The sequence below is a fragment of the Citrobacter sp. CK189 genome (genome assembly GCF_030333505.1).
In the GTDB taxonomy this organism is placed as follows: Bacteria; Pseudomonadota; Gammaproteobacteria; order Enterobacterales; family Enterobacteriaceae; genus Citrobacter_B; species Citrobacter_B koseri.
In genome coordinates this window covers 111320-122988 of record NZ_JAOWFV010000031.1, presented here as the reverse complement: position 1 = coordinate 122988, position 11669 = coordinate 111320, and the positions used below count along the sequence as shown (strand labels likewise).

The 11669-nt window shown below is 52.9% G+C and carries 9 protein-coding genes, 1 rRNA gene and 1 other annotated feature; of the genes, 4 read left to right on the top strand and 6 right to left on the bottom strand.

Annotated features, from left to right (window positions below; translation table 11 throughout):
- Positions 1 to 3: 3 nt before the first annotated feature.
- The 4 genes from OGV83_RS01480 to rluD all read right to left on the bottom strand — a co-directional run bounded on the left by OGV83_RS01480 (position 4) and on the right by rluD (position 6409).
- Positions 4 to 1545 (bottom strand): 16S ribosomal RNA (locus tag OGV83_RS01480).
- A 452-nt stretch (positions 1546 to 1997) separates the two neighbouring features.
- The gene (clpB, locus tag OGV83_RS01475; RefSeq protein ID WP_024130844.1) at positions 1998 to 4571 is read right to left on the bottom strand and encodes an ATP-dependent chaperone ClpB; all 2574 of its coding nucleotides are present in this window, start codon (positions 4569 to 4571) and stop codon (positions 1998 to 2000) included.
- Positions 4572 to 4700: 129 nt separating this feature from the next.
- The gene (yfiH, locus tag OGV83_RS01470; protein WP_200092824.1) at positions 4701 to 5432 is read right to left on the bottom strand and encodes a purine nucleoside phosphorylase YfiH; all 732 of its coding nucleotides are present in this window, start codon (positions 5430 to 5432) and stop codon (positions 4701 to 4703) included.
- Positions 5429 to 6409 (bottom strand): 23S rRNA pseudouridine(1911/1915/1917) synthase RluD, encoded by a 981-nt coding sequence (gene rluD, locus OGV83_RS01465; protein ID WP_049011862.1) that lies wholly within the window; start codon positions 6407 to 6409, stop codon positions 5429 to 5431. The genes yfiH and rluD overlap by 4 nt, the downstream gene beginning before the upstream one ends.
- 131 nt (positions 6410 to 6540) lie before the next feature.
- Between rluD and bamD the strand changes: the two genes are divergently transcribed.
- From bamD to pheA, 4 genes are all read left to right on the top strand, one after another.
- Positions 6541 to 7278: an outer membrane protein assembly factor BamD gene (gene bamD, locus OGV83_RS01460; protein WP_012134683.1), complete on the top strand. Its 738-nt coding sequence runs from the start codon at positions 6541 to 6543 to the stop codon at positions 7276 to 7278.
- 270 nt (positions 7279 to 7548) lie between these two features.
- On the top strand, positions 7549 to 7887 hold the full coding sequence (gene raiA, locus OGV83_RS01455) for a ribosome-associated translation inhibitor RaiA (protein WP_024130845.1): 339 nt from the start codon (positions 7549 to 7551) through the stop codon (positions 7885 to 7887).
- A 102-nt stretch (positions 7888 to 7989) separates the two neighbouring features.
- Positions 7990 to 8114 (top strand) — a sequence feature (Phe leader region).
- On the top strand, positions 7991 to 8038 hold the full coding sequence (gene pheL, locus OGV83_RS01450) for a pheA operon leader peptide PheL (protein WP_101706155.1): 48 nt from the start codon (positions 7991 to 7993) through the stop codon (positions 8036 to 8038). (Overlaps the previous feature by 48 nt.)
- A 22-nt stretch (positions 8115 to 8136) precedes the next feature.
- Positions 8137 to 9297, top strand: a complete 1161-nt coding sequence (pheA, locus tag OGV83_RS01445; protein WP_024130846.1) for a bifunctional chorismate mutase/prephenate dehydratase — start codon at positions 8137 to 8139, stop codon at positions 9295 to 9297.
- A 101-nt stretch (positions 9298 to 9398) separates the two neighbouring features.
- On the opposite strand, the gene tyrA is transcribed toward pheA, so the two are convergent.
- Both tyrA and aroF read right to left on the bottom strand, forming a co-directional pair.
- Positions 9399 to 10520, bottom strand: coding sequence for a bifunctional chorismate mutase/prephenate dehydrogenase (tyrA, locus tag OGV83_RS01440; protein ID WP_049011863.1), 1122 nt, complete (start codon positions 10518 to 10520; stop codon positions 9399 to 9401).
- A 10-nt stretch (positions 10521 to 10530) separates the two neighbouring features.
- Entirely contained in the window at positions 10531 to 11601 is a 1071-nt protein-coding gene (aroF, locus tag OGV83_RS01435; protein ID WP_047461890.1) for a 3-deoxy-7-phosphoheptulonate synthase AroF, read from the bottom strand.
- Between the last annotated feature and the right edge of the window lie 68 nt (positions 11602 to 11669).

Below are 11669 nucleotides of genomic sequence, written 5' to 3'. Positions count from 1 at the left end.
AGGTAAGGAGGTGATCCAACCGCAGGTTCCCCTACGGTTACCTTGTTACGACTTCACCCCAGTCATGAATCACAAAGTGGTAAGCGCCCTCCCGAAGGTTAAGCTACCTACTTCTTTTGCAACCCACTCCCATGGTGTGACGGGCGGTGTGTACAAGGCCCGGGAACGTATTCACCGTGGCATTCTGATCCACGATTACTAGCGATTCCGACTTCATGGAGTCGAGTTGCAGACTCCAATCCGGACTACGACATACTTTATGAGGTCCGCTTGCTCTCGCGAGGTCGCTTCTCTTTGTATATGCCATTGTAGCACGTGTGTAGCCCTGGTCGTAAGGGCCATGATGACTTGACGTCATCCCCACCTTCCTCCAGTTTATCACTGGCAGTCTCCTTTGAGTTCCCGGCCTAACCGCTGGCAACAAAGGATAAGGGTTGCGCTCGTTGCGGGACTTAACCCAACATTTCACAACACGAGCTGACGACAGCCATGCAGCACCTGTCTCACGGTTCCCGAAGGCACAGTCTCATCTCTGAGACCTTCCGTGGATGTCAAGACCAGGTAAGGTTCTTCGCGTTGCATCGAATTAAACCACATGCTCCACCGCTTGTGCGGGCCCCCGTCAATTCATTTGAGTTTTAACCTTGCGGCCGTACTCCCCAGGCGGTCGACTTAACGCGTTAGCTCCGGAAGCCACGCCTCAAGGGCACAACCTCCAAGTCGACATCGTTTACGGCGTGGACTACCAGGGTATCTAATCCTGTTTGCTCCCCACGCTTTCGCACCTGAGCGTCAGTCTTCGTCCAGGGGGCCGCCTTCGCCACCGGTATTCCTCCAGATCTCTACGCATTTCACCGCTACACCTGGAATTCTACCCCCCTCTACGAGACTCAAGCCTGCCAGTATCAGATGCAGTTCCCAGGTTGAGCCCGGGGATTTCACATCTGACTTAACAGACCGCCTGCGTGCGCTTTACGCCCAGTAATTCCGATTAACGCTTGCACCCTCCGTATTACCGCGGCTGCTGGCACGGAGTTAGCCGGTGCTTCTTCTGCGGGTAACGTCAATTGCTGCGGTTATTAACCACAACACCTTCCTCCCCGCTGAAAGTACTTTACAACCCGAAGGCCTTCTTCATACACGCGGCATGGCTGCATCAGGCTTGCGCCCATTGTGCAATATTCCCCACTGCTGCCTCCCGTAGGAGTCTGGACCGTGTCTCAGTTCCAGTGTGGCTGGTCATCCTCTCAGACCAGCTAGGGATCGTCGCCTTGGTGAGCCGTTACCCCACCAACAAGCTAATCCCATCTGGGCACATCTGATGGCAAGAGGCCCGAAGGTCCCCCTCTTTGGTCTTGCGACGTTATGCGGTATTAGCTACCGTTTCCAGTAGTTATCCCCCTCCATCAGGCAGTTTCCCAGACATTACTCACCCGTCCGCCACTCGTCAGCAAAGCAGCAAGCTGCTTCCTGTTACCGTTCGACTTGCATGTGTTAGGCCTGCCGCCAGCGTTCAATCTGAGCCATGATCAAACTCTTCAATTTAAGTTTGATGCTCGTGAATTAAACTTCGTAATGAATTACGTGTTCACTCAGAGACTTGGTATTCATTTATTGTCCGAAGACATTAAGAATCCATGTCACTTTGAGTGCCCACACAGATTGTCTGATAAATTGTTAAAGAGCAGTGCCGCTTCGCTTTTTCTCAGCGGCGCGGGGTGTGCATAATACGCTTTCCCGCTTGAGAGTCAAGCATTTATTTTTGCTTTTTCTCTGCCGGTGTTCATCGCTGAACCCCGCTGACCCGGCGGCCTGTGAGCCGTTGTTCCGTGTCAGTGGAGGCGCATTATAGGGAGTTATTCCGGCCTGACAAGGGGAAATTAGAAAAAACTTATCAACCGTTCGTTTTTTGGACGTTTTGCATATCACCCTTTTATTTTTGCCTAGTTTTTAAACAAAAACGAGCCCGAATGGGCCCGTTTTTTATTATTTGTGACTTACTGCACTGCCACAATGCGATCGTCATTCGCCTCCAGACGAATCGCTTTACCCGGAATCAGCTCACCAGACAAGATTTGCTGCGCCAGCGGGTTTTCAATCTGCTGCTGAATTGCACGTTTCAATGGACGCGCCCCGTAAACCGGATCGTAACCATTCGCGCTCAGCAATTTCAGCGCATCATCAGAGATGTGGATTTCATACCCGCGCTCTTCCAGACGTTTGTACAGACGTTGCAACTGGATCTGTGCAATAGAAGCGATATGTTTTTCACCCAACGGATGGAATACCACGACTTCATCTATACGGTTAATGAATTCCGGGCGGAAGTTGTGGCTGACCACACCAAGCACCAGTTCTTTCATATGGCCGTAATCCAGCTCACCGAAACGCTCCTGGATCAGATCGGAACCGAGGTTTGAGGTCATAATGACAACCGTGTTGCGGAAGTCGACCGTTCTCCCTTGCCCGTCCGTCAGACGGCCATCATCCAGCACCTGCAACAGAATGTTGAATACATCAGGATGCGCTTTCTCAACTTCGTCCAGCAGTATGACGGAATAAGGACGACGACGTACCGCTTCCGTCAGATAACCGCCCTCTTCATAACCCACATATCCCGGAGGTGCGCCAACCAGACGAGACACGGAGTGTTTTTCCATGAACTCAGACATGTCGATACGCACCATCGCGTCATCGCTATCAAACATAAAGTTTGCCAGCGCCTTGCACAGTTCGGTTTTACCTACCCCGGTCGGCCCAAGGAACAGGAACGAACCAATTGGACGATTCGGGTCGGCCAGTCCCGCACGGCTACGGCGAATGGCATTCGATACCGCTTCAACGGCCTCATTCTGCCCAATCACGCGGCTGTGTAATTCCTGCTCCATACGCAGCAGCTTTTCACGTTCGCCTTCAAGCATTCTGGCAACCGGAATCCCCGTCCACCGCGCCAGCACTTCAGCTATTTCCGCATCCGTCACTTTATTGCGTAACAGACGCATGGTTTTACCTTCAGATTGAGTCGCTGCTTCCAGCTGTTTTTCCAGCTCAGGGATCTTGCCGTACTGAAGTTCAGACATCCGCGCCAGATCGCCCACACGACGCGCCTGTTCGATGGCGATTTTCGCCTGCTCCAGTTCGGCCTTAATGGTCTGCGTACCGGACAGAGAGGCTTTCTCTGCTTTCCACTCTTCTTCTAATTCAGAGTACTGGCGTTCTTTATCATCCAGTTCCTCGTTGAGCATATCGAGGCGTTTTTTGCTCGCCTCATCAGACTCTTTCATTAACGCCTGCTGTTCCAGCTTGAGCTGAATAATACGGCGATCGAGCCTGTCCAGTTCTTCCGGCTTGGAGTCAATCTGCATACGGATGCTGGATGCAGCCTCATCGATCAGGTCGATGGCTTTATCCGGCAACTGGCGATCGGAAATGTAGCGGTGAGATAAGGTTGCCGCCGCCACAATCGCCGGGTCAGTAATCTGCACATGGTGGTGCAGCTCATAACGTTCTTTAAGACCACGCAGAATAGCGATGGTATCTTCCACAGACGGTTCCGCGACAAACACTTTCTGGAAACGACGTTCCAGCGCCGCATCTTTTTCGATGTACTGGCGATATTCGTCCAGCGTCGTGGCGCCCACACAGTGCAGTTCCCCACGCGCCAGCGCCGGTTTCAGCATGTTCCCGGCATCCATTGCGCCGTCGGCTTTACCCGCGCCGACCATCGTGTGTAATTCATCGATAAACAGGATGACGTTGCCTTCCTGTTTGGCGAGATCGTTCAGCACGCCTTTCAGACGCTCTTCAAACTCACCGCGATACTTCGCCCCGGCCACCAGCGCGCCCATATCCAGCGCCAGTACGCGGCGGCCTTTCAGCCCTTCCGGCACTTCGCCATTAATGATTCGCTGCGCCAGCCCTTCGACAATCGCCGTTTTACCGACCCCCGGTTCACCAATTAATACCGGGTTGTTTTTAGTACGGCGTTGCAGTACCTGAATGGTACGGCGAATTTCTTCATCACGACCAATCACCGGATCGAGCTTGCCCTGCTCCGCACGCTCGGTCAGGTCGACGGTATATTTTTGCAAGGCCTGACGTTGGTCTTCAGCCCCTTGATCGTTCACGCTTTCACCTCCGCGCATTTGTTCAACTGCCTGAGTGATATTGGCGGTGGTCGCCCCGGCCGATTTCAGTAGATCAGTCAGCGTACCGCGAGACTCAAGCGCTGCCAGAACGAACAGTTCCGACGAAATAAAGTTGTCCCCACGTTTTTGCGCCAGCTTGTCGCAAAGATTCAGTACACGCACCAGATCCTGAGACGGCTGTACGTCGCCGCCGGTGCCTTCCACCTGCGGTAAACGGCTCAGCGCCTGATCAATACTCGTGCGTAACTGGCCAGCATTAATGCCAGCGGACGTTAATAAAGGACGTACCGATCCCCCTTCCTGATTCAGTAAGGCGCTCATTAAATGAAGAGGTTCGATGAATTGGTTGTCGTGCCCCAGTGCGAGCGACTGGGCATCGGCAAGAGCAAGCTGGAATTTATTAGTAAGACGATCCAGACGCATAACTCCTCCCATAACAGGTCAAAATTGCTACTGGAGATTAAATGAGGTCATCCCTCAATTATTCAAGGTGAATGACCTGAATTATGTGAAAAGAAAATTACACGTACCGGATCGTCTTGATTCTTTAGGTTATATCAGCCAAATAAAACTTGCCATACGACCTGTGATCTTGTCGCGACGATAAGAGAAGAAAGTCTCACTTTCGCTGTAAGTACAGCGATCGCCGCCATAGACGCTTTCAACTCCCACATTCGCCAGACGTTGATGCGCAAGCTGATAAATATCCGCCAGATATTTTTCGCCGCGCGCCTGAAATGCGCTGCTCGCCTTCGCATCTTTTGCGATAAACGCTTCACGCACTTCAGCCCCCACTTCAAAAGCAGCAGGGCCAATAGCCGGACCCAGCCAGGCGATAATGTTTTCAGGTTTATCGGCAAAGCAGGCGACCGTCTCTTCCAGCACACCTTCACATAATCCGCGCCAGCCCGCATGAGCCGCCGCCACTTCCGTTCCCGCGCGATTACAAAACAACACGGGCAAACAGTCCGCCGTCATCACCGCGCAAACGGTGCCGGGGGTATTGCTGTACGACGCATCCGCACGTTTGGATGCATAAGGCTCGCCGGTGAGTTTCAGCACGTCCTTGCCATGCACCTGTTCAAGCCAGACGGGTTTTGACGGCAAATTGCCCGCAGCAAAGAGTCTCTTGCGATTCTCTTCCACATGTTCCGGGTTATCGCCGCAATGGGCGCCCAGGTTCAGAGAATCGTAAGGCGGTAAGCTGACACCGCCTGTACGTACAGAACTACAGGCTGCAACCCCCTCCGGGATTGGCCACTGCGGAACAATTAGCTTACTCATAGCCAGTCTACATCATCCTTATGTTCTTCGAAGTCAGCGCGCATCACGTCAATCAGCTCCACCATATCCTGCGGAATCGGCGCATGCCACTCCATTTCAATACCGGAAATCGGATGGTAAAGACGCAACATCGTCGCGTGCAGCGCCTGGCGATCAAACTGACGCAACGTGGAGATAAACGCTTCCGATGCCCCCTTCGGTGGACGCGGACGACCGCCATACACCTGATCGCCCACCAGCGGATGCGTGATATGCGCCATGTGCACGCGGATCTGGTGCGTACGTCCGGTTTCCAGACGCAACCGCAGACGCGTATGCACACGGAAATGTTCCATGATGCGGTAGTGAGTCACCGCAGGTTTCCCCATTGGATGCACTGACATATGGGTTCGTTTGGTCGGATGACGGCTGATCGGTTCATCTACCGTACCGCCCGCCGTCATATGTCCAATCGCGACCGCTTCATACTCACGGGTGATTTCACGCAGCTGCAAAGACTCCACCAGTCGCGTTTGCGCCGGAACCGTTTTCGCCACCACCATCAGACCTGTGGTGTCTTTATCCAGACGATGCACAATACCCGCGCGCGGTACGTCAGCAATCGGCGGGTAGTAATGCAACAGCGCGTTCAGTACCGTACCATCGGGATTACCGGCGCCAGGGTGAACCACTAAATCGCGCGGTTTGTTGATGACAAGGATATCGTCATCTTCGTAGACGATATCCAGCGGGATATCCTGCGGCTCAAAGCGGAGCTCTTCGTCGATTTCCGCGTTAATGGAAACCTGTTCGCCGCCCAATACTTTTTCTTTCGGTTTATCGCAAAGTTTACCGTTGACCAGCACGCGCCGATCGAGAATCCATTCTTTTATGCGCGAACGTGAATAATCCGGGAACATTTCGGCCAAAGCCTGATCTAAGCGTTGACCGAGTTGGTTTTCGGATACCGTTGCGGTGAGTTGTACTCGTTGTGCCATATACAGCTTCTTCGTTTAACGTTGGGTTTTACGGCTTTGCCGTTTAATATAGTGTGCTATTGTAGCTGGTCTTAACCGGGAGCAGGAACAGAGAATCTCCCGTAAAACATTTTGAGGAAAGTCAAAACGTCATGACGCGCATGAAATATCTGGTGGCAGCAGCCACGTTGAGCCTGTTTTTGGCGGGTTGCTCTGGTTCAAAGGAAGAGGTGCCCGATAATCCGCCTAACGAAATCTACGCGACTGCCCAGCAAAAGCTGCAGGACGGTAACTGGAAACAGGCAATAACGCAATTGGAAGCGTTGGATAACCGTTATCCATTTGGACCGTATTCTCAGCAGGTGCAGTTGGATCTGATCTACGCCTACTACAAAAACGCCGATCTGCCGTTAGCTCAGGCCGCCATCGATCGTTTTATTCGCCTCAATCCGACGCACCCGAATATTGATTATGTCATGTATATGCGCGGTCTGACCAATATGGCGCTGGATGACAGCGCGCTGCAAGGTTTCTTCGGCGTCGATCGTAGCGATCGCGATCCGCAGCACGCCCGAGCTGCATTCAATGATTTCTCAAAGCTGGTGCGTAGCTATCCGAACAGCCAGTACACAACCGACGCCACCAAACGTCTGGTCTTCCTGAAAGATCGTCTGGCGAAGTATGAATACTCCGTTGCCGACTACTACACCGCTCGCGGCGCATGGGTTGCCGTGGTAAACCGTGTGGAAGGTATGCTGCGCGACTTCCCGGATACGCAGGCGACGCGCGACGCTCTGCCGCTGATGGAAAACGCTTATCGTCAGATGCAGATGACGACTCAGGCTGACAAAGTGGCAAAAATTATCGCCGCCAATGGTCGCAACACCTGATTGCGTACTGAACGCAAAACGGCAGCCCGAAGGCTGCCGTTTTTTTATCCATTTTACGCTGTTGCTGAAGCGGTTTCAGTACAACGCATCCCGTCAAATATGGCTCCCTTTCGGCTATTCCTCAAGTAAAAAATCCGTTGTTCCTGCGATAACTCACAAAAAGGCTTCCTTGACAAAAAGTGACAAAATAATGTGATTTAAATCACGCTTTTTGACATTGGGAACGGTATGCTGGAATCACCAAGACGGGAAAGACAAGAGGTAAAATTTATGACAATGAACATTACCAGTAAACAAATGGAAATTACTCCGGCAATACGCCAGCATGTCGCAGACCGTCTCGCCAAACTAGAAAAATGGCAAACTCACCTGATTAATCCACATATCATTCTGTCTAAGGAGCCACAGGGTTTCATCGCTGATGCCACCATCAATACCCCGAACGGACATCTGGTCGCCAGCGCAAAACACGAAGATATGTACGCCGCCATTAACGATTTGATCAACAAGCTGGAACGGCAGCTCAATAAAGTGCAGCACAAAGGCGAAGCCCGTCGTGCCACAACTTCAGTAAAAGACGCCAACTTCGTCGAAGCAGAAGAAGAGTAGTCCCTTACATTGAGTGTATCGCCAACGCGCCTTCGGGCGCGTTTTTTGTTGACAGGATTAAAACAGTACGGGTACTTTACTGAAGTCGCTAAAGGAAACTGACATGAAACTTATCCCGTTCTTCTTCGCATTCTTTTTTACCTTCCCCTGAATGGGAGGCGTTTCGTCGTGTGAAAAAGAATGCGAAGACGAACAATAAGGCCTCCCACACGGGAGGCCTTTTTTATTGATAACAAGAAAGGCAACACTATGACATCGGAAAACCCGTTACTGGCGCTGCGAGAGAAAATAAGCGCTCTGGATGTAAAATTACTGGCCTTACTGGCGGAGCGTCGTGAACTGGCCGTTGAAGTCGGGAAAGCGAAGCTGCTTTCTCATCGCCCGGTGCGTGATATCGACCGCGAGCGCGACCTGCTGGACAGGCTGATCGCGCTTGGCAAAACCCATCATCTGGACGCGCACTATATTACTCGCCTGTTCCAGCTCATCATTGAAGACTCCGTTCTTACCCAGCAGGCGCTGTTGCAGCAACATCTGAACAAAATTAACCCGCATTCAGCGCGTATTGCCTTTCTTGGACCAAAAGGGTCGTACTCGCACCTCGCTGCGCGCCAGTATGCCGCCCGCCACTTTGAACAGTTTATTGAAAGCGGCTGCGCAAAATTCGCTGATATCTTTAATCAGGTCGAAACCGGGCAAGCGGACTACGCCGTCGTGCCGATTGAAAACACCAGTTCAGGCGCGATCAACGACGTCTACGATCTGTTGCAGCACACCAGCCTCTCTATCGTGGGCGAGATGACCATTATCATCGACCACTGCGTGCTGGTTTCAGGGACGACCGATTTAAACACCATTGAGACGGTCTACAGCCACCCGCAGCCGTTCCAGCAGTGCAGTAAATTCCTTAACCGCTATCCGCACTGGAAAATTGAGTACACTGAAAGCACCTCTGCGGCGATGGAAAAAGTGGCGCAGGCGAACTCTCCACGCGTGGCGGCACTGGGTAGCGAAGCCGGTGGCGTGCTGCATGGGCTACAGGTGCTGGAAAGAATCGAAGCCAACCAGACGCAGAATATTACCCGTTTCGTGGTGCTGGCGCGCAAAGCCGTCAATGTTTCCGACCAGGTCCCGGCGAAAACCACGCTGCTGATCGCCACGGGTCAACAGGCAGGTGCGCTGGTTGAGGCGCTGCTGGTGCTGCGCAATCACAACCTGATCATGACCAAACTGGAGTCCCGTCCGATTCACGGCAACCCGTGGGAAGAGATGTTTTATCTCGATATCCAGGCCAACCTGGAATCACCGGAGATGAAAAAAGCGCTGAAAGAGTTGGGGGAAATTACCCGCTCAATGAAGGTACTGGGCTGCTACCCCAGCGAGAACGTTGTGCCTGTCGATCCGAACTAACTGTTTGATAATGCCGGATGGCGCTACGCTTATCCGGCCTACGATTCATACAATTTTGTAGGCCGGATAAGACGCACCTGCGTCGCCATCAGGCATCTCACTTATTGTCGGCTATCGTTCGCCTGGCGTAACAGCGTGCGACTTTCGTTCTGGAAGCGTTTGGCGTAATCACCAAACCAATGCTCAACCTTGCGGAAACTGTCGATAAAGGCCTGCTTATCGCCCTGCTCCAGCAAACCAATCGCGTCGCCAAAACGTTTATAGTAGCGTTTGATCAGCGCCAGGTTATTTTCCGACGACATAATAATATCGGCATACAGCTGCGGGTCCTGCGCAAACAGTCGCCCAACCATCGCCAGTTCGAGACGGTAAATCGGTGACGACAGCGCCAGCAGTTGTTCCAGCTGGACATTCTCTTCCGCCAGGTGCAAACCGTAAGCGAACGTCGCAAAGTGACGCAGCGCCTGAATAAACGCCATATTCTGATCGTGCTCAACGGCGCTAATCCGATGCAGCCGCGCGCCCCACACCTGAATTTGCTCAAGGAACCACTGATACGCCTCCGGCTGACGGCCATCGCACCAGACAACCACCTGCTTTGCCAGACTGCCGCTGTCCGGGCCAAACATCGGGTGTAAGCCCAGTACCGGACCATCGTGCGCCGCCATCATCGCCTGTAGCGGTCCGTTTTTAATCGATGCAAGATCGACCAGAATACAGTCCGCAGGCAAACGCGGTAATTTCGCGATCACCTGCTCCGTGATATGAATCGGCACACTTACGATCACCATCCCGGCATCGGCCACGATCTCCTGCGCCCGTCCCCAGTCCTGTTGCTCAAGTATGCGTACCTGGTATCCCGACAGCGTGAGCATTTTTTCAAACAAACGGCCCATCTGACCGCCGCCGCCGACGATAACCACCGGGCGCAGAGAAGGACAAAGCGTCTTAAACCCTTTGTCATTCTCACTGGAGTAAGACTCACGCATCACCCGACGCAAGACGTCTTCAATCAGATCGGGAGGAACGCCAAGCGCTTCCGCCTCCGCACGGCGCGAAGCCAGCATAGACGCTTCACGCTCAGGCACGTAAATCGGCAGCCCAAAGCGGCTTTTCACTTCACCGACTTCGGCCACCAGCTCCAGGCGCTTAGCCAGTAAATCCAGCAGCGCCTTATCCACTTCATCTATTTGATCGCGTAACGCGGTCAACTCAGCAACCATAACCAACCTCTTATGCTACACGCGCCACCAGTTGGCCGTTCAGGTCCTGATGAATTTCACGCAGCAGTGCATCCGTGGCTTCCCAACTGATACACGCATCCGTAACAGACACGCCGTATTTCATTTCACTGCGCGGTTGCTCGGAGGACTGGTTGCCTTCGTGAATATTACTTTCAATCATCAAGCCAATAATGGAACGGTTGCCGTCTTTGATCTGCGCGACCACAGACTCTGCCACGGCAGGCTGGCGACGGTAATCTTTATTCGAGTTACCATGGCTGCAATCTACCATCAGAGACGGGCGGAGTCCTGCCTGTTCCATCTCTTTTTCACACTGCGCGACATCTGCCGGGCTGTAGTTTGGCGCTTTTCCACCGCGCAGAATGACATGGCCATCCGGGTTGCCCTGCGTTTGCAACAAAGCGACCTGCCCCGCCTGGTTGATACCGACAAAACGGTGTGACTGAGCAGCGGCACGCATGGCGTTAATCGCCGTCGCCAGGCTGCCATCCGTCCCGTTTTTAAAGCCAACGGGCATGGAAAGGCCAGAGGCCATTTCACGGTGGGTTTGGGATTCGGTCGTACGCGCGCCGATTGCCGACCAGCTAAACAGATCGCCCAGGTATTGCGGGCTGTTTGGATCTAACGCTTCCGTCGCCAGCGGCAAGCCCATGTTCACCAGTTCCACCAGAAGTTGACGCGCAATCTTCAGGCCGGTTTCCACATCAAACGAGCCATCCATATGAGGATCGTTAATCAACCCTTTCCAGCCGACAGTGGTACGGGGTTTTTCAAAATAGACGCGCATTACCAGGTAGAGGCTATCGCTGACCTCTGCGGCAAGAGTTTTAAATCGACGTGCGTATTCCAGAGCGGTTTCAGGATCGTGGATAGAACAAGGGCCGCACACCACCAGCAGACGCGGATCGCGACCGGCGATGATGTCAGAAATTGTTTTACGTGACTGGGCGATTTGCGCCTCTTGCGACAAACTCAGCGGGAACGCCGCTTTGAGTTGTTCCGGGGTCATCAGAACCTGTTCGTCGGTAATGTGTACGTTGTTCAGCGCGTCTTTTTGCATGATGGCGATCCTGTTTAGCTCGTTTGCGATAAATGATCCTCACAGAGGATGGCGTAACGATAACATAA

What these genes read in the sequence shown, in the direction of transcription:
- clpB (WP_024130844.1), bottom strand. Translation starts at nt 4,571, where the DNA reads ATGCGTCTGGATCGTCTTACTAATAAATTCCAGCTTGCTCTTGCCGAT.
- yfiH (WP_200092824.1), bottom strand. Translation starts at nt 5,432, where the DNA reads ATGAGTAAGCTAATTGTTCCGCAGTGGCCAATCCCGGAGGGGGTTGCA.
- rluD (WP_049011862.1), bottom strand. Translation starts at nt 6,409, where the DNA reads ATGGCACAACGAGTACAACTCACCGCAACGGTATCCGAAAACCAACTC.
- bamD (WP_012134683.1), top strand. Translation starts at nt 6,541, where the DNA reads ATGACGCGCATGAAATATCTGGTGGCAGCAGCCACGTTGAGCCTGTTT.
- raiA (WP_024130845.1), top strand. Translation starts at nt 7,549, where the DNA reads ATGACAATGAACATTACCAGTAAACAAATGGAAATTACTCCGGCAATA.
- pheA (WP_024130846.1), top strand. Translation starts at nt 8,137, where the DNA reads ATGACATCGGAAAACCCGTTACTGGCGCTGCGAGAGAAAATAAGCGCT.
- tyrA (WP_049011863.1), bottom strand. Translation starts at nt 10,520, where the DNA reads ATGGTTGCTGAGTTGACCGCGTTACGCGATCAAATAGATGAAGTGGAT.
- aroF (WP_047461890.1), bottom strand. Translation starts at nt 11,601, where the DNA reads ATGCAAAAAGACGCGCTGAACAACGTACACATTACCGACGAACAGGTT.